Raw genomic sequence first — 21,340 nt, 5'->3', positions numbered from 1 at the left:
TAATTTTAGCTATTCTTTAATATTTTGCAATAAGACACACTGTACCCGCCTGCTGAATTTCACCCAGGCGACTAACAAACCCTTTCATTATTTGGAGAACTATCATGAGCCGTATTACCACCGTTAGCAACGAAAGCGCCAACACCGAACAACTCAGCCTGTTGGATGCGATTCAAAGCCAGTTGGGCATGGTGCCTAATTTCTTGCGGGTGTTCGCCCACTCGCCGGATGCCCTGAAAGCCTTCCTCGGCTTGCATCACATCGCCAATCACGGTTCGCTGGACGCCGCCACCCGCGAACGCATCGCGCTGGCGCTGGCCCAGCAGAACGAATGCGAATACTGCCTGTCCGCACACACCGCCATCGGCCGCAAAGCCGGTTTGAACGGGGCGGAAATCGAAGCCAACCGGGCCGGTTCCAGCCAGGACGCCAAGGCGGCGGTGGCGGTTAAATTCGCCCGCGCCCTGGTCGAGCACAAGGGCGAGGTCACCAACGCCGAGTTGCAGGCCATGAGTGACGCCGGTTTCAGCGAGGCGGACATCGTCGAGGTGATCACCCACGTCGGCATGAACATAATGACCAATATCCTGGGCAAGGCCAGCCGGGTTAGTATCGACTTTCCGAAAGTGGGGCTAAAACAGGCGGCCTGATATAGGCGGCGTAATTCATTAAGATACATTGATCTGCAACTCACGGGTTCGCTCGTTCCCAAGCTCCAGCTTGGGAATGCAGTCTTGGGAAGCTCCAGCTTCCCGACTCGCGAAGCTGGAGCTTCGCTAACTGGGTTCCCAAGCCGGAGCTTGGGAACCAGCGCAACAGCCCGCGAATTTCAGCTGGATCACCCCCTCTCCAGCAGGAGAGGGATAAGGCGCTTCGTGCTGAATAGTTATGATTAGACTTCTATATTGAACCGGGCCAAGTTCAGACTTGCGCCCGGATTCTTACGCTGAATGGAATAAACTATTGCAGATTATGGCTATTCAACGCGGCTGGCGGCTGTGTCACAGTTAACGCCAATGTTTCAACCCCAATCAGGAGCAAGGTCATGGCCCGAACTTTTGCTAAAATCAGTTTCACTCCCGACGTGCAAGCGGTGCAAACCGAAATGGGCAGCCGCATGGCGTATCGGGCGGCCGAACTCGGCGAGGCCGAGGAGGTGGCGCTGGGCGCTGCCGAGCAAGCTTTTATTGCCGGGCGCGACAGCTTTTATCAAGCCACGGTGAGTCAAACCGGCTGGCCCTATGTGCAGCATCGCGGCGGGCCGGTGGGATTCTTGAAAGTGTTGGACGACCGGACCATCGGTTACGCCGATTACAGCGGCAACCGCCAATATATTTCGGTAGGCAATCTGCGCGGCGACGACCGGGTCAGTTTGTTGCTGATGGATTATCCGCAACGGCGGCGCTTGAAAATCTGGGGCCGGGCGCGAGCGGTGGACGAACACACCGAGCCGGCATTGCTGGCGAAACTGGAATCGCCCGACTTTCGCGCTCCGGTCGAGCGCGGCATCGTTATCCAAGTCGAAGCCTTCGACTGGAACTGCCCCAAGTACATCACGCCGCGCTACAGCCAAAACGAAGTCGAAGCGCTGCTCGTTCAAGCCCGCCAACAACCGGCGGCGGTGGCGCGGCAAGCGCCCGGCGTTTTGGGTAGCGGCGCATTGCCGTTAACGATTGCCGGGATTCGGCAATTGACGCCGCGCATTCGCGCCTATGAATTGCGCCATGCCGACGGCGAACCGCTGCCTGGCTATCGGGCCGGGGCGCATATCCGCGTGCCGATTGCGCTGCCCGACGGTAGCGTTACCAGCCGCGCTTATTCGCTGACCGACGCGCCGGATGATCCTGATTGCTATCGTATTGCAGTGCTAAGAATGGACGATGGCGAAGGCGGATCGTCGGCATTGCACGACGGCTGGCAACTGGGAACCCGCATCAACGTCGATGCGCCGAACAACTATTTCCCGCTGCACGATGACGACAGCCCGGCATTGTTGATCGCCGGCGGCATCGGCATCACCCCGTTAAAAGCAATGGCCGAAGCATTGGCCTCGCGGGGTGCGGATTTTCAATTGCATTACAGCGGCCATGCGCCGCAAGAAATGGCCTTTGTCGAGGACTTGCTGCGGCATTTGCCCAATCGGTGCCGGTTTTATTTCAGCCGGGCGCACGCCCCAACCCGGCTGGACGTGTCGGCGCTGCTCGGTAACGCATCCGCCGATGCCGTCATTTACGTTTGCGGCCCGACCCGCCTGATCGACGCCGTGCGCCAAACCGCCCGCCGACTCGGCATCGCCGAACAGCGGGTGCAATTTGAAAGTTTTATTTAACCGAAGGGGAACAGGATGATAACGCTATACGACATGCCGCTGTCCGGCAACTGCCACAAAGTCCGATTATTGTTAAGCTTGCTGGCGTTGCCGTACCAAACTCGCCCGGTGGATTTGCGTGGCGGCGAACAACGCAGCCCGGACTATCTGCAACGCAACCCGTTCGGCCAAGTGCCGGTGCTGGATGACGACGGCCTGATCATCCGCGACAGCCAAGCCATTTTGGTCTATCTGTCCAAACGTTACGGCGGCGAACAATGGTGGCCCGACGACGCCTACCGCTCGGCGCAAATCGCCGCTTGGCTATCGACCGCCGCCAACGAAATCTTCCACGGCCCGGCCATGCTGCGCGTACATCATAAATTCGGCCGCGCCATCGATACGGAAAAAGCCCGGCAGACCGCCGAAAAAGTACTGGATATTATCGACCGTCACCTGGAAAGCCGCGATTGGCTGGCCGGCGACACGGTATCCATCGCCGACATTGCCGCCTATCCTTACTTGGCGCTGGCGCCGGAAGGCGGCATCGACATCGGCGCTTACCCGAATATCGTTACCTGGTTTCAACGTATCCGCGCCTTGCCCGGCTATGTTCCGATGCCGGGAATGTGGCAGGCGTAACTCACTCACCCTTCAATAACGGAGAAACATCATGACCGAAGAAATCAAAGCCCCCGTCCCGCCCTTTACCGCCGAAACCGCGGCTCAGAAAGTGCGCATGGCCGAAGACGCCTGGAACTCGCGCGACCCGGATCGGGTAGCCTTGGTCTATACCGAAGACACGCTATGGCGCAACCGCGCCGAATTTCCGCAAGGCCGCGAGCAAGTGCGGCAATTTTTGCAACGCAAATGGGCCAAGGAGCTGGATTACCGCTTAATCAAGGAACTATGGGCGTTTACCGACAACCGCATCGCCGTTCGCTTTGCCTACGAATGGCATGACGGCTACGGTCAATGGTTCCGCAGTTACGGCAACGAAAATTGGGAGTTTAACCGGCAAGGCTTCATGCAACGGCGCTTTGCCAGCATCAACGATTTACCGATCCGGCAGGAACAACGCCTGTTCCACTGGCCGCTAGGCCGCCGTCCAGACGATCACGCCGGTTTGAGCGATTTGGGGTTATGAATAGCCGCGCGGAACTGATGGCTTAGGAACATTTAAGCAATGACCATGAAGCGCATGAAGACTTCAATCCTTCATGCCTTTCATGTTCTTCATGGTTTAAAAATAAAGTTATTATGCGCATTCCTAAAAATGCGCCCAGTTAGACCTTCCAGGTAAGACGACTGCCATGGATGGCAGACCCTCCCTTTATCCCGCCATCAAATCCCCAGCCATATCCCCCAGTTTTTTCAACGCCCGTTCCAAACGGTCATTCCAGGGTACGGCGCAGCTGAGCCGGATGAAATTGCCGTATTTCTTTTGCGTGGCCGAAAACAGCGGCCCCGGCGCAATGATGATGCCTTCAAGGCTCGCTTGCCGATGCAATTCCATCGCATCGACATGTTCCGGCAATTCGACCCACAACGCGAAACCGCCTTCCGGCTGGGTCACCTTGGTCCCCTCGGGAAAAAACCGGCTCACGGCCTTGACCATGCGCGCCACGCTTTGCGCATAGTCCTGCCGGACTTGGCGCAGGTAGCGGTCGTAACCGCCTTGCTCCAGCAAATGCGCAACGATCAGTTGATTTAATGTCGGCGTGGCTTGGTGCAGCATGTATTTGAGGTTTTCCACTTTTTTCATGTGCCGGCCCGGAACCAACCAACCGACGCGCAGTCCCGGCGATAAGGTTTTGGCAAAAGACGAGCAATACAGCACCTCGCCGTGTTGGCTCCAGGCTTTGGCGACGGAAGGCCGCTTTAATCCGAAGCCTAAATCGCCGTACACGTCATCCTCGATCAGCGGAATGCCGTTTTTTTCCAGCAACCCGACGATGTTCTTTTTCCGTTCGTCGGACATGCAGGAACCGAGCGGGTTGTTGTAGTTGGAGATCAGCAGGCAGGCTTTGATCGGCCATTGTTCGATAGCCAGTTGCAATGCTTCGATAGAAACGCCATCGCGCGGATGGGTCGGGATTTCCAGCGCTTCCATGCCGCAGGATTCGATGACCTGCAACAAGCCGTAAAAGGTCGGCGATTCGATGGCGATCACGTCGCCCGGTTTGCAGACCGCCATCAACGCGAGCCGGACCGCATCCCTGGCGCCATGAGTGATGACTATATCGTCGGGACTGACGGAGCAGTTCAATTCGACCATGCGCTTGGCGATCTGGCGGCGAAGCTCCTGATTCCCCAGCAATTCATCGGTGTCGAAACAGCGTTTCTCAAACAGGCGCACGACTTTTTGGGTGGCTTGTTGCAGAACCCGCGTCGGTAAAAAGGCTGGGGAAGGCACCGAAGAGCCCAGGTTGATCTGGTAAGGATCTTTTGCCGCCAGCAGAATTTGCCGTGTCAACGATTGGCCCGTGACTCGGGAAGGCATCGTCGGCGGTTCGGAAATGTCGGGTTCGGTGATGGCTAGCCGGTGAACGGTGCTGACGTAGTAGCCGGAACGCGCACGCGCCTGGATTCGGCCTTGATCCTCCAGCAGCCGGTAGGCTTCAAGCGCGGTCGATACGCTGACATTCATCTGGCTGCTCAAACGGCGTATGCCGGGCAAGCGCTCGCCGGAGCGGTAAACGCCCTGTTCGATATGGGCGAGGATATTCTCCGCTACGGTTTCATAAAGATGTTTCATTGGTTTTGGATCTCTGCGGGTTGTCTGTCCGGCAAATTTAGCATAACTGTACCGCTCAATGGTTTGATTTTTTCATATTGTATCGCTCCCGCTCGCTCCGGCCCTATGCTATATCGTTCGCTAGTTCCCAAGCTCCCGCTTGGGAATTCAGTACGGGAAGCTCTAGCTTCCCGACTCGCAAAGCTGGAGCTTTGCTCACTGGGTTCCCAAGCAGGAGCTTGGGAACCAGCGCAAACAGTACGGCACTCGGATGAAGCCGACGCCGGAGCGTGGGAACGATGAATACGGGTTTTTCCATAACAGTTATCCGGTTTATTGGGCAGGACAGATCGCATTAAATCGCAATCTGTACCCTAAAAATCGTTTTTTCCTGAATCTGTCAGCAACATTGCCTCCTCCGTAAACTATCTCCCGTCAGTCCCCCTCAATGATTGACAGCCCTAACTCCCCCTGCATCGCCCCCTGATGCAGGTTTTTTTTACTTATTACAAGGAACATTCCATGCCGGCAGTTCAAAAACCAGCTCACGCCAACGGCGATTTTTTTGTCGATTACGAAGAGAAAGTATTCGAGGACGTTAAAGCCCAACCCGGCGAAAAGGCCCTGGTGAAATTCCACACCGTGGCTTTTGAAGGCTCCATCGGCTACGTGAACCTGTTGCAGGCGACCCGTTTGCAACGCAAGGGCTTTGAAACTTCGATCCTGCTGTATGGGCCGGGCGTGACTTTAGGCATTCAACGCGGCTTTCCGCGCTTGGGCGACGAGGCTTTTCCGGGGCACCAAAACTACACCAACCAAATCAACAAATTCATGGCCGAAGGCGGCAAAGTCTATGCCTGCCGGTTCGCGCTGCAAGCCTTGTACGGCCACGGCGAACCCAGCCTGATCGAAGGCATCCGCCCGGTCAGCCCGCTGGATGTATTGGACATCGTGCTGATCCATCGCCGCGAGAACGCTTTCATTCTGGATACCTGGACAATGTAAATCATTTTTAGCCGCGGATAAACCGGGTGCTGATACAGCACAATGTTTATAACTTGTTTTTATTACCATGAAGGATACGAAGCGGGACGAGGTTTGGATGACCGGTGTTTTATAAACCGTCTCAATACACACGTGAAGTCAATACAGTAATGTCTTCAAGTCCTTCATGCGCTTCATGGTAAAAATAAATGACATTTTTGGAATCAGCACCCGATAAACCTGATCCGTGTTCATCCGTGGCTCAACCGCTTTTTCATGACAGGAGTACAGATTGTGACATCGAAAAAAATCGTCAGGGCGGCAGCGGTACAGATTGCGCCGGTGTTCGATTCGGCCACCGGCACCGTCGACAAGGTTTGCCAAGCCATCAGCGACGCGGCCAAGGAAGGCGCTCAGCTGGTGGTGTTCCCGGAAACCTTCGTGCCTTACTACCCGTATTTTTCGTTCGTGCTGCCGCCGGTCGCCGCGGGCCGCGAGCATCTTAAACTTTACCAACATGCGCCGACCGTGCCGGGACCGGCCACCGATGCGGTGGCCGCCCTGGCCCGTTCGCTGGGCGTGGTCGTGGTGCTGGGCGTCAATGAGCGCGACCACGGCAGCCTTTATAACACCCAGCTGATTTTCGACGAGAGCGGCAACCTGGCTTTAAAACGCCGCAAGATCACGCCGACCTATCATGAACGGATGATCTGGGGCCAGGGCGACGCGTCCGGCCTGAAAGTGGTCGAAACCGGCATCGGACGGATCGGCGCTTTGGCCTGCTGGGAGCATTACAACCCGCTGGCCCGCTACGCACTGATGGCGCAGCATGAGGAAATCCATTGCAGCCAGTTTCCGGGCTCGTTGGTCGGGCCGATTTTCGCCGAACAAATCGAAGTGACTATTCGTCATCATGCGCTGGAATCCGGCTGCTTCGTGATCAACGCGACCGGCTGGCTGAGCGACGAGCAGATCGAATCGGTGACGCCCGATCCCGGTTTGCAAAAAAATCTGCGCGGCGGCTGTTGCACCGCGATCATCTCGCCGGAAGGCCAGCATCTGGCCGAACCGTTGCGCTCCGGCGAAGGCATGGTCATCGCCGACCTGGATATGTCGTTGATAACCAAACGCAAACGCATGATGGATTCGGTCGGCCATTACGCCCGGCCTGAATTGTTAAGCCTGAGGATCAACGACAAACCGGCTGCGCCGATGTTCAGCGATGAATTAAATGCAATAAAGCCCTCTCCAGAGGGAGAGGGTTGGGTGAGGGGAAATGAGAATAAGGAAGAAAGTTTATTTAATCCCCCTCATCCCAGCCTAATCATGCCGGACTCTCCTGTCCGCCACCCTATGGGCGAGTGCAAATCCGCTCCCGGCGGATTTGTCCCTCAGGGAGAAGGAGCAAAAAGCACCTTTTCCCCAAAGCAGCGGGCAACCCAGCCATGAATAGAGCCGAAGCACAGCTGATTACCGAGCTGCAATCGTTGGGATTGCGGCTGGAGGACGCCGAGTCCGGCCTTGCCGTCCGTCGAGGCGGCGCCGGTCCGTCCGATCATAAAGCCGTCACCATTGGCGGCAAAACCGTGATGGTACCGATAACCATAGCCGGGGCTGCCAAATCGCCGTTTACCGCCTCAGCTCCCGATGAACAAGGCATCAGCATCGTTCGCCGCGACGGCCGCGCAATCGATTCGATTGCATTCCCCCGCCAGCCGCGTTTTTACGGTTTGCAAACTTCGGACGGCGTACCCTATTCCCATATCGCGACCTTGCATGCGGCGGATGTGCTGGCCACGACGGTACTGCAATCCTGCATTCGCTACGGCAACCGCAAAAAATCCTGCCAGTTTTGCGCAATCGAGCAATCTCTGAAAGCCGGAAAAACCATCCTCCGCAAAACGCCGGAACAATTGGCCGAAGTCGCCCGCGCGGCGGTAGCGCTGGACGGCGTCAAGCACATGGTCATCACCACCGGCACGCCGAATCTGACCGACCGCGGCGCGGAGATTCTCTGCGAAAGCGCCCGCGCGGTGAAAGCCGCCGTCGATTTGCCGATTCAAGGCCAATGCGAACCGCCGGATGACGATATTTGGTTCGGACGCATGAAAGAAGCAGGCATCGACAGCTTGGGCATGCACCTGGAAGCCGTCACCCCGGAAGTCCGCGCCCGCATCATGCCCGGCAAGGCCGGTGTGCCGCTGGAACGTTATATGGACGCTTTCGACGCGGCCGTCGCGGTGTTCGGCCGGGGCGAAGTCAGCACCTACATTCTGGCCGGGCTTGGCGATAGCGCGGAAGCGATCCTGTCCGTTTGCGAGCAATTGATCGGCAAAGGCGTTTATCCGTTCGTCGTGCCGTTTATCCCGATCACCGGCACGCCGCTGGCCGATCATCCCTCGCCCGACCCGCGCTTCATGCAGAGCATTCTGCAACCGTTGGGCGCGATGTTGAAACAAGCCGGGCTGCGCTCCGCCGATATGAAAGCCGGTTGCGCCAAATGCGGCGCTTGCTCGGCCCTTTCCAGTTACGAGGCCTGACATGCTGAACGAAGCTATCAACCGTTTTGTGCCCAACGAGTACCTGGTCAAATGGGTGACTCAGGATTGGGAACGCGAGCAAATGCTGCGCTTGCGGCAGGCGGTGTTTTGCGAGGAGCAAGGCGTTTTCCAGGGCGATGACCTCGACGACATCGACCGGATCTCGACGCCGATTGTCGCGCTTGCCTGCGTCGGCGGCCTGCCCGATGAAGTGGTCGGAACCGTCCGCATTCATCAAGCCGAACCCGGTGTTTGGTGGGGTTCGCGGCTGGCGGTCGCTGCCGACTACCGGAAACAGGGCAACTTGGGCGCGGCGCTGATCCGTCTGGCAGTCACCAGCGCCCATGCCCAGGATTGCCATACCTTCCTGGCGCAGGTGCAAAGCCGCAACGTGCCGTTGTTTCGCCGCCTGCATTGGAATTCGCTACAGGAAATCGAACTGCACGGCAGGCCGCATCATTTGATGCAAGCGGATTTAGCTTGGTATCCGCCCTATGCCGATGGCGAGACCGGCTTTATTGCGACCGGCAGGATTGCGGCATGAACGATTTAGCCCGGCTGACTCAGCACGTAAAACAAAGCATCGGCTTGGCGCACAAGCGCGACATCGCCGCCGTGACCGGCCTGCTTAACAAGTGCATGCCGTCCGGCACAATCGCGCTCGGCGACGACTGCGCCGCGATACCCGACCGGGACGGATTTTTGTTGTTCGCGGCCGAAGGTTTCCTGAACGAGTTTGTCGCGACCCAGCCCTGGTTTGCCGGTTACTGCGGCGTGATGGTCAACGTCAGCGACATTTACGCAATGGGCGGCCGCCCCATCGCCGTGGTCGATGCGATCTGGAGCGACGGCGAGGAACAAGCCAAACCGGTGCTCGAAGGCATGGCGGCCGCCTCGGAGGTCTATCGCGTACCCATCGCCGGCGGACACAGCAATCTTCGCAACGACCGCCCGCAACTGTCGGTCGCTATTCTCGGCCGCTCCAATACATTGCTCAGCAGCTTCGAAGCAAAAGCCGGACAAAAGCTGCTGGCGGCGGTCGATTTGCGCGGGCGTTTTCGCGAACCTCATGCCTGGTGGGATGCCAGCACCGGTTCGCCGCCGGAACGATTGCGCGAGGATCTCGAACTATTGCCGCAGCTTGCCGAAGCCGGGCTGTGCGGAGCCGCAAAGGACATCAGCATGGCCGGTTTGGCCGGCACGGTGCTGATGTTATTGGAGTGTTCCGGCTTGGGCGGCGTGCTCGACGTGGCCGCGATACCGCGCCCGCCGGATATTTCGTTAGCGCGCTGGCTGTGCTGTTTTCCCAGTTACGGCTTTGTGCTGAGCGCGGAAGAGAAGCACACCGGAGCCGTCATCGAACATTTCTCCCGGCGCGGCATAAGTTGCTCGGTGATCGGCGAAACCGATGCGTCCGGCTGTCTGCGCCTTGCCGATGCCGACGGAGAGGAACTGTTATGGGATTTGCATGCAGAACCGTTGACCGGATGCAGCATAGAACTCAAACCGGAGGCTTAGCCATGTCCCTCCATTCCACTCATCAAAGAGGAATTACCCATGCCTGAAATGCGTTTTCGCGTCCGTTGGCCGGACCGATCCACCAGCCTTTGTTATTCGCCGTCACAGGTGATCAAGGATTTTTTTAATCCGGGCGAAACTTACGAACTGGAAGATTTTCTGGCCCGCAGCCGGGCGGCTTTACAGATTGCCGGCGAGCGGGTTCGCCAAAAATACGGCTATACCTGCTCCAGCGCAATGAGTCAGCTGGACGAAATTGAAACTGTCGCCGCGCGGTTTTCTGAAATTGAAAACCCGAAGGTTTTGGTGGAAGAGTTCATCGGCTAAGGAGTAGGCCGGTTCGAACGGTAGCGAGAACCGGTGTTTCCGACATTCCGCTTGCCGGAAACACCCGCCCTTGTTAGCACCGGGCGGGCTTATTCCGGCCTACTTCCGGCGCTAGATGAGAAACCGGACGATAGCCGGAGCCTCCAGATTTTGCGCTAGTCCCCAAGCTCCAGCTTGGGAATTCAGTGGAGGAAGCTCCAGCTTCCCGCCTCGCGAAGCTGGAGCGTGGGAACGAGAGCAAAAACAGGGTGAGCTTCCGACCCGGCACTCAGGAATCACAAACCGCTACACAACAATAAAGAGAGAAGCCCATGAATAATCAACAAAGCAACCAATACCCGCATTACCAAGTCATCATCGTCGGCGGCGGCCAAGCCGGTTTATCGGTCAGTTATTACCTGCAAAAACTGGACATCAGCCACATCGTTTTTGAAAAAAACCGCGTCGCCCACTCCTGGCGCAACGACCGCTGGGACAGCTTTTGTCTGGTAACCCCGAACTGGCAATGCCGCCTGCCGGATTTTCCATATCAAGGCGACGATCCACAAGGCTTCATGCTGAAAGACGAGATTGTCGAGTTCGTCGAAGCCTTTGCCGAAAAGATCAACGCACCGCTGAATGAAGGCGTGGCCGTGACCCGTGTCCGCCGGGGCAAACAGGGCTGGCTTGAGGTGACGACCAGCGTCGGCGAATTCACCGCCGATCATTTGGTCGTGGCTACCGGTGGCTACGATATTCCGATCGTGCCGGATTATGCGCACAGCCTGCCCAAACATATCGCCCAGGTTCACTCCGTCAATTACCGCAACCCGCAACAGCTGCCTGAAGGTGAAGTATTGGTGGTCGGCTCGGGCCAATCCGGCGTACAGATCATGGAAGACTTGCACCTGGCGGGCCGTAAAGTGCATCTCGCGGTCGGCAGCGCGCCCCGTTCGCCACGCCTGTATCGAGGCCGCGAAACCACCGAGTGGCTGTACGATCTGGGCTTTTACAACTTGACTGTCGATAAGCACCCGCTCGGCGATGCGGTTTGCCATAAAACCAACCATTACCTGAGCGGACGTAGCGGCGGCCATGAAATCGATCTGCGTAAATTCGCGTTGCAAGGCGTCCGCCTTTACGGCAGCATGAACAGCATTAACGGCACGATGCTGGAGTTTAAGCCGGACCTGACCCGAAACCTCGACGAAGCCGACGAAGTGTATGTGCGGATACGCGAGGAAATCGACCGCTATATCGCGGAAAACAACATTGATGCCCCTGAGGAACCGGCATTTGAAAAACTATGGGAATGGAAATCCGAATCGGGTCCCGTGCGTATCGATGCCGATGCCGCGGGCATCACCTCCATCGTTTGGGCAATCGGTTTCCGCCCCGATTACAGCTGGATCGAACTGCCCGCCTTCGATGGCAAGGGGCATCCACGGTTCCGGCGCGGCGTATCGAATGCCGAAGGACTTTATTTCATCGGCTTGCCTTGGTTGAACACCTGGGGTTCCGGGCGCTTTCTGGGGATTGCCGAAGATGCGCAATACCTGGCCGGAGTCATTCACGATAAGCTGGAGGCTGTGCAGAGCCAAACCTGCACTTCGCGCAGGCCCGCCGTGGCCTGATTATTACAACCCTATCATTATTCCGATCAATCAAACCTTAACCAAGGAGTTTTATAATGAACACAACTCATGAAGAATCACGTCCCCCGTTTCCGCCCTTTACCCGTGAAACGGCGGCCCAAAAAGTACGCATGGCCGAAGACGGCTGGAACGGCCGTAATCCTGAGAAAGTTGCCCTGGCCTATACTATCGACAGCCAATGGAGGAATCGCGCCGAGTTTCCGGTAGGCCGGGAGCAAATTATCGAGTTTCTTACCCGCAAATGGGCTACAGAGCATGAATACCGATTAATCAAGGAACTCTGGGCCTTTGAAGGCAACCACATTGCCGTCCGCTTTGCTTACGAGTGGCGTAATGACAACGACCAATGGTTTCGTTCTTACGGTAACGAGAACTGGGAATTCGACCAAAACGGTTTGATGCAACGGCGCTACGCAAGCATCAACGATTTGCCGATTAAGGAATCCGAACGGAAATTCCATTGGCCGTTGGGCCGCCGTCCCGACGATCATCCGGGACTGAGCGATCTTGGGTTGTAACTATTCAACGCAAGCTAATTAACCATTGGTACCCCCGGCTCTGCCGGGGGTCTCATAAAGTTTGACATTTAGGGGAGTCATTGTGACCTCCCCTCCCTAATCTTTGAATTGTATAAAGCTCAAGAATTGATGAAATACTGGTTAAAAATAGCCCTATGCAAGGATACTCGTAACAGTGCATTTCGGATTGCGATTTTTGTCGGCACTGTGCTTGCGTCTATTAACTATGGCGATAGATTTCTCGAACTTGTTAGATTGATGCGTGTAATTCCGTCTCTGAAAAATCTCACCTGCATTGGTTTGGGCATGAAAGAATTGCTGAAGATAGCGTTGACGTATCTGGTGCCGTATTGCGTATCGACCTACTGTAGCGTCCAGTCATACAGAAAATTCAGGAATCGATAAGCTTAGCCATGACTTTACTGTTAAGACCCTTATTTATCGAAGCGCTACAGCATTTATCTCAGAGCGGAACTTCCGAGAACACTCTGATTTATATGAAAATCAATCATGCGCTTCAGGTAGCCAGTTTATTAGGCGGCAGCATAGTTGAACAGCAACTTTTTAACGCCGTTCAATCGTTGATATGCAGCAAAGTCAAACATCTGACAGGTTTGATGATTAGCCGGTTAAGTAATAACGGCTTCGGCATTATTGCTAATTTGTCTATTGAGGATAGCGTTGACGTAGCCGAAGGACTTGCCAACCTGCTTGACCAACAAACGATCACCATTGGCGATCATAGTTTTTATCCCAAATTAATTATCGGAGACAACAATGAGAATTTATGATTTTGAAGGCCTTCCTAATCCAGCGCGAGTAAGAATCGCTTTAGCCGAGAAGGGGATCACTGATAAGGTTGAGTTTATCACCATTAATGTTCCTAATGGCGAACACCGCAAGCCGGAATTTTTGACTAAAAATCCAACTGCCGCGATACCAGTACTCGAACTGGATGACGGCACAACCATTTCCGAATGTACGGCCATTACCGAATATCTGGACCATATGTTTGATGGAATTTCTTTGACCGGCAAAACACCTAAGCAAAGGGCAATCATCCACATGATGCAACGGCGTGGGGAACGAAACCTCCTGGATGCAGCGGTAGACTATTTTCATCATGCAACGCCAGGGCTTGGGCCTGAACTGGAAACCTATCAAAACAGGGAGTGGGGAGAAAAACAGCGCGAACGGGCGTTAAGTGGTATGCGTTATTTCAACACGGTGCTCAGCGCTCAACCTTATATCGCAGGGGATTCGTTCTCGATGGCTGATATTACCGTTTTTGCGGGGCTTGCATTTGCAGATTTCGCCAAAATAGATATCCCGCTAGACCTGAAAAACCTACGCGTATGGCGGGAACACATCGCCAAACGCCCCAGTATTGCAGGGTAGCTGCATCGACTCGGAAATAGTCATCGAAATACTATTTCCGTTCTCCTTCAATTAAGCTTTAAAGAGTGAAAAATCATGAAAATCAATGCCGATTTTGCGCAAAGAGTCGTTGTTCACGGCAAGGAAATGGCTTGGAAGGATTCTCCTATTGCAGGAGTCGGACGCAAGATGTTGGATCGGATCGGTGATGAAGTCGCACGGGCAACCACGCTAGTGCGCTATGATCCGGGCAGCTGGTTTTCAGCGCATGTTCATAGCGGCGGCGAAGAATTCATTGTTGTCGAAGGCGTTTTTGAAGATGAGCATGGCATCTATCCTGCCGGTTCTTATATTCGTAACCCACCACTGACGCAGCACACACCCGGCTCGGTAAAGGGTTGTACGATCTTCGTCAAGCTATGGCAATTCGATCCCGATGACCGCAATCCTGTCCGGCTGAACATCAACAGCATGAAAGCAAAGCCAGTACTTGAACGACCGGGGGTTTCAGTCATCCCACTCTACCAGGATACTCACGAAGAAGTGCGGGTAGAAGTTTGGCAACCGGGGGCGAAAGTCAATATCACCGCAACCTGGGGAACAGAACTTTTTGTTTTAGAAGGCAGTTTTGAGGAAAGCGGCGATCACTTACAAAGCCAGTCCTGGCTACGTGCTCCGATAGATAGCAAAATCGTGGCAACAGCGGGTTCATTCGGTACACGCGTTTGGATTAAAACCGGACATCTTCGGTTTGTAAACGCTCCAAACAACTAAGAACCTCCCGATTAAATTTTCTACGAACTCAAGATGAAAGGTAAGTGGTGGATCTTATTCATGGTGAAATTGTCGAGCCATGAATGGAATCAACTTGTTCAGAACGCCCCCTAAAATCATAAAATATGATTCAAGTTTTCACGCACAACGCCAATTCCACCAATGGCTTTTGCCGGTGGACAAATACGGGGCGACATTTTCAATCAGTTGATTTAGCAACGGGTAATCTATATCCATCATTAAATCGGCGGGGCTGCCTTTTTTATGGCTGGGTTCAAGCTGTAAGGCATGGTCATGTTTTTCGGCCAAGTGAAAGCCATTGCCGCAAACCCGGCAATACACGGCATCGCCTGCTTTTTGTTCGCGTTTAACCACGACCACAGGCCCGCATATCGGGCAACTATGTAATGGAATACCGGCATCGCTATGTCCGACAATAGCGTTCAATTCCCCGGCACGACCCAAGGCAATAAACCGTTCGCCCAGTTTTTTGTCAAACTGCCGACCTAAATTTATTTCGATTTGCTCCAATGCAGCCACTATCGGCATACCGGCACGATACGGGCGGCTGCTGGTCATCGCATCAAACGCATCCGCCAAGCCGACCATTTTCGCCACCTGTGTGATTGCGCTTTCGGTAATACCGTTAGGATAACCGCGCCCATCGATGCGCTCATGGTGACTCAGCACCGCATCATGAATAAGCCCGGTCAGCGGATGCCCGTGCAACACACGCACGCCAACTTCAGGGTGGGTTTTGATAATCGCGTATTCGGTATCGGTCAATTTATCCGTTTTGTTCAAAATAGCATCCGGTACGCCGACTTTGCCCAAGTCATGTAAAAAACCGCCTAATGCGGCTGTGGCGGCTTCTTTACGCGATAATCCGGAAGCTAGCGCTAAACGCCCGGTCAATTGCGATACCCGCCATAAATGCCCGCCGGTATAAGCATCGCGCGCTTCAACCAAAAAAGCCATGGTGTAAAGCGTTTGCAAAAAATCATCGATTTTAGTTTTTGATAGCATGATAAAACCCTAACCCTTTTTAACAACAACCCGATGATGCACAGTCCGCTTTATGGGCTGCGCCTTTGGTTTCAGCCGCAGGCCTTAATGCACCCGGAGCATGGTGCCAGTTTTGCGGCGATTGTTCCAGCACGGGGGCAATGCCGATAAAGTGGTCGGCATACGCTCCGCTGGTCAGCAATTTACAACTGCGTTCACAAACAGCCATGCGTTGCCCTCGATAAAAAACATGGCCTTCATCGTCATACACTTTAGAAAAAGGTCCGCGATAAATCACCGCATGACCTTTGTCCAGACAGGGTTCGGATGATGGTTTGGTGGCGGTAATGGTAACCGAACGAAACTCAATGCCTTCAACCACCTGCCAGGCCTGGCTTTCCCATTTGTCATAAGCCACCGCCACAAAACCTGCGGCAACAAAAGCCTGTAAAAACTCATGTTCTTGCAACGCCCCTGAAATACAGCCGCTCCACAAGTGGGTATCGGCTTTTAAATGCGGCGGCACCAGTTCGTCGCTGACAATATCGGAAATGGCGACCCGTCCGCCGGGTTTAACGACGCGAAAAATCTCTTGAATCAATTGCTCTTTGTCGCTGTCATGCACCAAATTGAGTACGCAATTGGAAACCACCAAATCGACTGAATTGTCGGCGATTAAGGGCGATTCTTTGCGCTGTTTTTCCTGCCAGGCGCGTAAATGAATCACGTCTTCGGCAGTCGCAATCGGATTTTCGGCTAAATGTTGATTCATCGCGGCTAAATCCAAGGCTAAATCCTGAATTTGCCCTTTCACAAATTCGACGTTAGCCGAGCCTATTTTTACTGCCATCTCAACTTGATATTTACGCGCTAAATTGAGCATATCGTCATTCATATCCACGCCGATGACTTTGCCGCTATCGCCGACCAATTGCGCCGCCATGTAGCAGATTTTGCCTGAGCCTGAACCCAAGTCCAGCACCACATCGCCTTTCTGTACATAACGCGAGGGATCGCCACAGCCGTAATCCTTATCGATAATTTCCTGCGGCAATAGCGCCAACAATTCACGGTCATAATCAACAGGGCAGCACAATTCGGGTTGCACAGCTTCCGCGCCTTCTGAATAACGCTGTAAAACGCCTGTTTCGATAGTCATAGCTTCTCCAAATAAATAAAAAATTAATTAGTTTTCTTACCTAGTTCCCACGCGCTACGGTCTACTGTTCAACGCGGCGCATTGAGACGCCAGACGCTGATCGTGCTAGTTCCCAAGCTCCTGCTTGGGAATTCAGTACGGGAAGCTCTAGCTTCCCGGCTCGCAAAGCTACGACTGCAAGGATGCAGGAGGTAGAGCACCAACAGTAGGCGCTTTAGGCGCAGCTTCCGCTCCTGCTCACGCTAAGTACCTACATCCATGTAGGCAACGCAGGAGCGGTTGCCGAGAGCTTTGTTCACTCAGGGCAATCGCGCTTAATTTATTCCGATGACACGAAGTGAATAATCATTCGCTCTCGTTCCCACGGGCTCCGTGGGAATGCAGTCAAGGCGCTCTGCGCCGCGAATCACGATCAACGTCTGGCGTATACGGGACGCAGCGCGTCCTGCACTGCATTCCCACGCGGCGCGTGGGAACGAGAAAATATTTCGTGTTTTTCGTGCCTTTCGTGGACATTAAATCGCGCCCGTACAACTACTGCCTTGCCCTGCGGTGCAGGCGTAGCAATGTTGCAAGGTGTTAATAGCTTTGCCCGTTAAGTCCGCAACTTGGCGAATATGGGTTTTGTTATCCGTCCCTAACGGCAGTTTCAGCATTTGATTAAAATCGCAATCATAAACCTTACCCTGCCAGTCAACGCTCAAGGTGTTTTTACACATCACCTTGTCCAAATTGGGGGCCTGAAAGTTGTTTTTGAGTAAGTTCATGTAATTATCAAATTGTCCCGTACTCAGTAAGACACTGCCAAAACGCTGCACAGGCAGGTTGGCGAGGGCAAATAAATGGTTAAACACAATGCCGAAATGTTCGTATAAATGCTGTTTGTAATCGCGCTCAAGGGCTTGTTGCTCCGGCGGCAAGGTCGCGCCTTGCGGATTAAAAACCAGATTGAGCTGTAAATCGCTATTACCCTGGCCATAGCCCAGTGCATTCAGCTTTTGTAAAGCCGTTATGCTGGCATCGAACGTGCCTTTACCGCGCTGCTTATCGACGTTGTCTTTCAGGTAACAAGGCAAGGAAGCTACGATTTCAACCCGATTTTTTGCCAGAAAGCCTGCCAGCCATTCAAAACCCGGTTCCATTAAAATCAACAGATTACAGCGGTCGATGACTTTTAAGCCTCTGTCCAGGGCTTGCGTCACCAGATAGCGAAAATGCGGGTTCATTTCGGGTGCGCCGCCCGTTAAATCCAGGGTATGGACCGCATGACTGTCAATGAACGTTAAAATCTCATCCATCGTGGCTTTGTCCATTAATTCGGTGCGTTTCGGGCCGGCATTGACATGGCAATGCGTACAACTCAAATTGCATAAATAGCCCAGATTGACTTGCAGAATTTCAAGCTTGTTGCGGCTAATCGCGGGAAAATCGGAGTTTTTTAAATAGGGTAAGGAATCAAGCATAAAAACCTCAGTTAGTTTCTGCGCCAAGCGTGATAACGCTGAACCCACACCAATAATTTTTGCGGCGCGTGATTGCGTTTCCAAACTCCCGCAACATATTTGTTCGCCTCCGCCATCGTCGGGTAGATATGGATAGTTCCCAGCACTTTATTCAGCCCTAAACCGTGTTTCATCGCCAACACAAACTCGGCAATCAAATCGCCGGAATGTTCGCCAACAATCGTTACGCCCAGAATTTTATCTTTATTCGGAACGGTTAAGACTTTCACAAAACCATGCGCTTCACTATCGGCAATCGCCCTGTCCAAATCATCAATGCCGTAAATGCTGACCTCATAAGCAATGCCTTGTTCTTTGGCTTCCTGTTCATTCAAGCCGACTCTGGCGACTTCGGGATCGGTAAAGGTTGCCCACGGGATCACCGAATAATCGGTTTTAAATTTCTTGAAACAACCAAACAACGCATTGACCGCGGCGTACCAGGCTTGATGCGCGGCGGTATGGGTAAACTGGTAAGGGCCTGCGACATCGCCGCAAGCGTAGATGTTCGGGTAATTGGTTTCTTGAAAGGCGTTAACCAAAATGGTTCTACGTGGCGATAAGGCGATGCCCATTTCCTCAACGCCATAGCCTGAGATATTCGCTACGCGTCCAATCGCTAATAAAACTTCGTCGAAGGCAATACGGACTTCTTTGCCGTCATGTTCGGCGATCAGGATTTTCTCGCCATTTTCAACGATAAACTGCTTGGCTTTATGTTCGACTAAAACCTTAATGCCTTCCTTGCGAAATTTAGCCGTCACCAAAGCCGATACTTCGCTGTCTTCACGCATCATAATCCTTGGCAGCATTTCAACTTGGGTGACTTCAATCCCTAAGCGGGCAAAGGCTTGCGCCAACTCACAGCCAATAGGGCCGCCGCCTAACACCACTAAGCGTTTAGGTTTTTTGCGCAAATTCCAGACAGTATCCGAAGTCAGGTAACCGACATCATCCAAGCCGGGAATCGGCGGCACAAAAGGACGCGCGCCCGCGGCAATCACAATCGAGCGCGTGCTAAGGGTTTGCACGCCTGTTTCGGTAGTCACTTCCACTTGCCAAGGCGAAACGATTTTAGCCGTGCCGGTTAACACATTCACGCCTAATTCACTGTAACGCGCTATCGAATCATGCGGTTCAACGGCTTTAACGACATTTTGTACACGCTCCATCACCTCGGCAAACTCGAATTCCGCTTGAGCGCTCTTAATGCCGAATTCAGCCGAGCGGCTGACCTGCGATAAAAACTTGGCCGAACGGATTAACGCTTTAGACGGCACGCAGCCGGTATTTAAACAATCGCCGCCCATTTTATGTTTTTCAATCAGCGTGACTTTTGCCTTAACCGCAGCGGCAATATAAGACGTGACCAAGCCGCCGGAACCTGCACCGATAACGATTAAATTGTTATCGAAGTGTTTTGGCTTAAGCCATTTTTTAGCGACTGATTCAGACATCCGACTTCCTTTGTTGTTGAATAAATTCAATGGCTTTTTTTGCCATCAGTGGAAACACTCCCAACAACGCAAAAGACCCGACAACAAGGGGAGATAAAATGCCGGATAAAGACTCCAGCTTGCCCAGTTGCGTACCGGCATTCACATACACCAGCGTTCCGGCCAACATGCCTATTTGGCTGACCCAGTAAAAGGTGCGGACCTTTATCGAGGTTAAACCCATTAACAGGTTGATGACAAAAAAAGGAAACAGCGGCACAAGTCGTAACGTGAACAGATAGAAGGCTCCATCCCGCGCAATGCCGTCATTGATCGCTTGCAAGCGGTCGCCGAACTTGGCTTGGATACTGTCCTTAAACAAAAACCGCGCCGCTAAAAACGCCAGTGTCGCACCGATGGTCGAGGCGAAAGAAACAATCACCGTCCCCCAGAACAAACCGAATACCGCCCCGCCGGCCAAGGTTAAAATAGCCGCGCCGGGCAACGATAAACCGGTCACCGCAATATAAATCAGCCCATAAACCGCAATCGCCGGTATCGGATGGTCATCACGAAAAGCCGCAATACCGGCGTACTGCGATTTAAGCATCGCCAACGTCAAATACTGCTGGCCGTTAAAGTAAAAAAAAGCGGCGATGGCGCCGGCAATCACCAGCAGTAAGACAATTTTGGGTGTATTCATGTTGCTATTCCAAGGGCTATAACAATTATTCGCCGGCACTATTAAGTGACCAATCGTAGTCAATATCGGCTTTGATAGCGGATTTTGATAATCCGCTGCGATGTTGACGGATAAACGCCTCAATGCCGCCGACCGCTTTAAAATCGTTGTCAAACCAGTCGAAAATTTTTGAAACGTGAATCACCTTGCCGTCATCGTTCAAGCCCTTTTGGGCGTTGTTAAGAAATAATCCGGCTTGATCGTCTAACTGCGCATTAAGCTTGTCCGCGCTATAAGGTTCGGTGCGTAAATCGGGGCAACTGACTGAAGCGCAGACAATGGCAAAATGAATGCGCGGTTCGCCCATCGGCCTTAACACCTCGTTTTCAATCGCATCCAGCGAGACTTCTTGTCCGCCAATCACCCCCGCTGTTTTCTTCCAAACGGGACTTAACAGATTTCCCACGTCTTTAATGCTGTCTACAGGCCAATGATCCAGCACCATTTTCAGGGCAAGAATATTGTAGGCGTTGATATAGAACGCCAGTTTTTCTTCTCTATTTGCCAATGTTTCAACGGGAAAGGTGTTGATGAGCTGATAAGCCGCTTCCAGTTGTCCCGATTTTTTCAAGGCTGAATAATCCACCAGATTAAGCGGGGTATCGTGTTTTTTACCGGATTTGACCGTTTGTAAAGTTTCGGCGTACACGCTCCAGTCAGGCGAGGCGGCAAAAGCAGCGGCTGAGAGCATTAAATTCAGCGCCGCGGCAAGTAATAAGGATTTAGTCAAACGCATGATGTGTACCTTGTTATTTATGTATGATGCTATTAAGTCGCAC

The 21,340-nt window shown here is 53.4% G+C and carries 20 protein-coding genes and 1 pseudogene; 15 read left to right on the top strand and 6 right to left on the bottom strand.

Going from position 1 to position 21,340, the window contains the following annotated elements:
* Positions 1 to 104: 104 nt before the first annotated feature.
* From B0F88_RS13715 to B0F88_RS13700, 4 genes are all read left to right on the top strand, one after another.
* A complete protein-coding gene (locus tag B0F88_RS13715) occupies positions 105 to 650 on the top strand; it encodes a carboxymuconolactone decarboxylase family protein (RefSeq protein ID WP_104424496.1) in 546 nt (181 codons plus the stop codon).
* A gap of 395 nt (positions 651 to 1,045) precedes the next feature.
* Positions 1,046 to 2,329, top strand: a complete 1,284-nt coding sequence (locus tag B0F88_RS13710; RefSeq protein ID WP_104424495.1) for a pyridoxamine 5'-phosphate oxidase family protein — start codon at positions 1,046 to 1,048, stop codon at positions 2,327 to 2,329.
* Positions 2,330 to 2,344: 15 nt separating this feature from the next.
* On the top strand, positions 2,345 to 2,950 hold the full coding sequence (locus tag B0F88_RS13705; RefSeq protein WP_104424494.1) for a glutathione S-transferase family protein: 606 nt from the start codon (positions 2,345 to 2,347) through the stop codon (positions 2,948 to 2,950).
* Positions 2,951 to 2,981: 31 nt separating this feature from the next.
* Positions 2,982 to 3,455, top strand: coding sequence for a nuclear transport factor 2 family protein (locus tag B0F88_RS13700; RefSeq protein WP_104424493.1), 474 nt, complete (start codon positions 2,982 to 2,984; stop codon positions 3,453 to 3,455).
* 186 nt (positions 3,456 to 3,641) lie between these two features.
* On the opposite strand, the gene B0F88_RS13695 is transcribed toward B0F88_RS13700, so the two are convergent.
* Complete coding sequence (locus tag B0F88_RS13695) at positions 3,642 to 5,066, bottom strand: aminotransferase-like domain-containing protein (RefSeq protein ID WP_104424492.1); 1,425 nt, start codon at positions 5,064 to 5,066, stop codon at positions 3,642 to 3,644.
* Positions 5,067 to 5,567: 501 nt separating this feature from the next.
* Between B0F88_RS13695 and B0F88_RS13685 the strand changes: the two genes are divergently transcribed.
* From B0F88_RS13685 to B0F88_RS13635, 11 genes are all read left to right on the top strand, one after another.
* Positions 5,568 to 6,050, top strand: a complete 483-nt coding sequence (locus B0F88_RS13685) for an MSMEG_0572/Sll0783 family nitrogen starvation response protein (RefSeq protein WP_104424595.1) — start codon at positions 5,568 to 5,570, stop codon at positions 6,048 to 6,050.
* A 273-nt stretch (positions 6,051 to 6,323) separates the two neighbouring features.
* Positions 6,324 to 7,478, top strand: a complete 1,155-nt coding sequence (locus B0F88_RS13680) for a Nit6803 family nitrilase (RefSeq protein WP_258076670.1) — start codon at positions 6,324 to 6,326, stop codon at positions 7,476 to 7,478.
* The gene (locus tag B0F88_RS13675; protein ID WP_181049908.1) at positions 7,475 to 8,569 is read left to right on the top strand and encodes an MSMEG_0568 family radical SAM protein; all 1,095 of its coding nucleotides are present in this window, start codon (positions 7,475 to 7,477) and stop codon (positions 8,567 to 8,569) included. The genes B0F88_RS13680 and B0F88_RS13675 overlap by 4 nt, the downstream gene beginning before the upstream one ends.
* 1 nt (position 8,570) lies before the next feature.
* Positions 8,571 to 9,113, top strand: a complete 543-nt coding sequence (locus tag B0F88_RS13670; RefSeq protein WP_104424490.1) for an MSMEG_0567/Sll0786 family nitrogen starvation N-acetyltransferase — start codon at positions 8,571 to 8,573, stop codon at positions 9,111 to 9,113.
* Positions 9,110 to 10,087, top strand: coding sequence for a sll0787 family AIR synthase-like protein (locus B0F88_RS13665; protein WP_104424489.1), 978 nt, complete (start codon positions 9,110 to 9,112; stop codon positions 10,085 to 10,087). Before B0F88_RS13670 ends, B0F88_RS13665 begins: the two co-directional genes overlap by 4 nt.
* A 39-nt stretch (positions 10,088 to 10,126) precedes the next feature.
* A complete protein-coding gene (locus B0F88_RS13660) occupies positions 10,127 to 10,414 on the top strand; it encodes an MSMEG_0570 family nitrogen starvation response protein (protein WP_104424488.1) in 288 nt (95 codons plus the stop codon).
* Between the two features lie 311 nt (positions 10,415 to 10,725).
* Positions 10,726 to 12,027 carry an MSMEG_0569 family flavin-dependent oxidoreductase gene (locus B0F88_RS13655; RefSeq protein WP_104424487.1) on the top strand — a complete coding sequence of 434 codons (1,302 nt, stop codon included), beginning with the start codon at positions 10,726 to 10,728 and terminating at the stop codon, positions 12,025 to 12,027.
* Between the two features lie 56 nt (positions 12,028 to 12,083).
* Positions 12,084 to 12,566 carry a nuclear transport factor 2 family protein gene (locus tag B0F88_RS13650; protein ID WP_104424486.1) on the top strand — a complete coding sequence of 161 codons (483 nt, stop codon included), beginning with the start codon at positions 12,084 to 12,086 and terminating at the stop codon, positions 12,564 to 12,566.
* 497 nt (positions 12,567 to 13,063) lie between these two features.
* Positions 13,064 to 13,357 carry a hypothetical protein gene (locus B0F88_RS13645; protein ID WP_146083353.1) on the top strand — a complete coding sequence of 98 codons (294 nt, stop codon included), beginning with the start codon at positions 13,064 to 13,066 and terminating at the stop codon, positions 13,355 to 13,357.
* Positions 13,344 to 13,964 carry a glutathione S-transferase family protein gene (locus B0F88_RS13640; RefSeq protein ID WP_104424484.1) on the top strand — a complete coding sequence of 207 codons (621 nt, stop codon included), beginning with the start codon at positions 13,344 to 13,346 and terminating at the stop codon, positions 13,962 to 13,964. The genes B0F88_RS13645 and B0F88_RS13640 overlap by 14 nt, the downstream gene beginning before the upstream one ends.
* Positions 13,965 to 14,039: 75 nt before the next feature.
* Complete coding sequence (locus B0F88_RS13635; RefSeq protein ID WP_104424483.1) at positions 14,040 to 14,717, top strand: cupin domain-containing protein; 678 nt, start codon at positions 14,040 to 14,042, stop codon at positions 14,715 to 14,717.
* Positions 14,718 to 14,855: 138 nt separating this feature from the next.
* On the opposite strand, the gene B0F88_RS13630 is transcribed toward B0F88_RS13635, so the two are convergent.
* The 5 genes and pseudogenes from B0F88_RS13630 to B0F88_RS13610 all read right to left on the bottom strand — a co-directional run bounded on the left by B0F88_RS13630 (position 14,856) and on the right by B0F88_RS13610 (position 21,297).
* Complete coding sequence (locus B0F88_RS13630) at positions 14,856 to 15,743, bottom strand: HD-GYP domain-containing protein (RefSeq protein WP_104424482.1); 888 nt, start codon at positions 15,741 to 15,743, stop codon at positions 14,856 to 14,858.
* Between the two features lie 19 nt (positions 15,744 to 15,762).
* The gene (locus tag B0F88_RS13625) at positions 15,763 to 16,881 is read right to left on the bottom strand and encodes a methyltransferase domain-containing protein (protein ID WP_104424481.1); all 1,119 of its coding nucleotides are present in this window, start codon (positions 16,879 to 16,881) and stop codon (positions 15,763 to 15,765) included.
* 515 nt (positions 16,882 to 17,396) lie between these two features.
* Positions 17,397 to 18,344 (bottom strand): arsenosugar biosynthesis radical SAM (seleno)protein ArsS, encoded by a 948-nt coding sequence (gene arsS / locus B0F88_RS13620; protein ID WP_104424480.1) that lies wholly within the window; start codon positions 18,342 to 18,344, stop codon positions 17,397 to 17,399.
* 11 nt (positions 18,345 to 18,355) lie between these two features.
* Positions 18,356 to 20,522, bottom strand: a pseudogene (gene lpdA / locus B0F88_RS13615) (dihydrolipoyl dehydrogenase).
* A 25-nt stretch (positions 20,523 to 20,547) separates the two neighbouring features.
* Positions 20,548 to 21,297, bottom strand: coding sequence for a DUF547 domain-containing protein (locus tag B0F88_RS13610; protein WP_258076669.1), 750 nt, complete (start codon positions 21,295 to 21,297; stop codon positions 20,548 to 20,550).
* Positions 21,298 to 21,340 lie beyond the last annotated feature (43 nt).

Origin of the sequence: Methylobacter tundripaludum (genome assembly GCF_002934365.1) — a bacterium.
Lineage (GTDB): Bacteria > Pseudomonadota > Gammaproteobacteria > Methylococcales > Methylomonadaceae > Methylobacter_A > Methylobacter_A tundripaludum_A.
This window is presented reverse-complemented; position numbering and strand designations above follow the sequence as displayed.

Coding starts and splice junctions, on each gene's coding strand:
- B0F88_RS13715 (WP_104424496.1), top strand. CDS start 105: ATGAGCCGTATTACCACCGTTAGCAACGAAAGCGCCAACACCGAACAA.
- B0F88_RS13710 (WP_104424495.1), top strand. CDS start 1,046: ATGGCCCGAACTTTTGCTAAAATCAGTTTCACTCCCGACGTGCAAGCG.
- B0F88_RS13705 (WP_104424494.1), top strand. CDS start 2,345: ATGATAACGCTATACGACATGCCGCTGTCCGGCAACTGCCACAAAGTC.
- B0F88_RS13700 (WP_104424493.1), top strand. CDS start 2,982: ATGACCGAAGAAATCAAAGCCCCCGTCCCGCCCTTTACCGCCGAAACC.
- B0F88_RS13695 (WP_104424492.1), bottom strand. CDS start 5,066: ATGAAACATCTTTATGAAACCGTAGCGGAGAATATCCTCGCCCATATC.
- B0F88_RS13685 (WP_104424595.1), top strand. CDS start 5,568: ATGCCGGCAGTTCAAAAACCAGCTCACGCCAACGGCGATTTTTTTGTC.
- B0F88_RS13675 (WP_181049908.1), top strand. CDS start 7,475: ATGAATAGAGCCGAAGCACAGCTGATTACCGAGCTGCAATCGTTGGGA.
- B0F88_RS13670 (WP_104424490.1), top strand. CDS start 8,571: ATGCTGAACGAAGCTATCAACCGTTTTGTGCCCAACGAGTACCTGGTC.
- B0F88_RS13665 (WP_104424489.1), top strand. CDS start 9,110: ATGAACGATTTAGCCCGGCTGACTCAGCACGTAAAACAAAGCATCGGC.
- B0F88_RS13660 (WP_104424488.1), top strand. CDS start 10,127: ATGCCTGAAATGCGTTTTCGCGTCCGTTGGCCGGACCGATCCACCAGC.
- B0F88_RS13655 (WP_104424487.1), top strand. CDS start 10,726: ATGAATAATCAACAAAGCAACCAATACCCGCATTACCAAGTCATCATC.
- B0F88_RS13650 (WP_104424486.1), top strand. CDS start 12,084: ATGAACACAACTCATGAAGAATCACGTCCCCCGTTTCCGCCCTTTACC.
- B0F88_RS13645 (WP_146083353.1), top strand. CDS start 13,064: ATGAAAATCAATCATGCGCTTCAGGTAGCCAGTTTATTAGGCGGCAGC.
- B0F88_RS13640 (WP_104424484.1), top strand. CDS start 13,344: ATGAGAATTTATGATTTTGAAGGCCTTCCTAATCCAGCGCGAGTAAGA.
- B0F88_RS13635 (WP_104424483.1), top strand. CDS start 14,040: ATGAAAATCAATGCCGATTTTGCGCAAAGAGTCGTTGTTCACGGCAAG.
- B0F88_RS13630 (WP_104424482.1), bottom strand. CDS start 15,743: ATGCTATCAAAAACTAAAATCGATGATTTTTTGCAAACGCTTTACACC.
- B0F88_RS13625 (WP_104424481.1), bottom strand. CDS start 16,881: ATGACTATCGAAACAGGCGTTTTACAGCGTTATTCAGAAGGCGCGGAA.
- arsS (WP_104424480.1), bottom strand. CDS start 18,344: ATGCTTGATTCCTTACCCTATTTAAAAAACTCCGATTTTCCCGCGATT.
- B0F88_RS13610 (WP_258076669.1), bottom strand. CDS start 21,297: ATGCGTTTGACTAAATCCTTATTACTTGCCGCGGCGCTGAATTTAATG.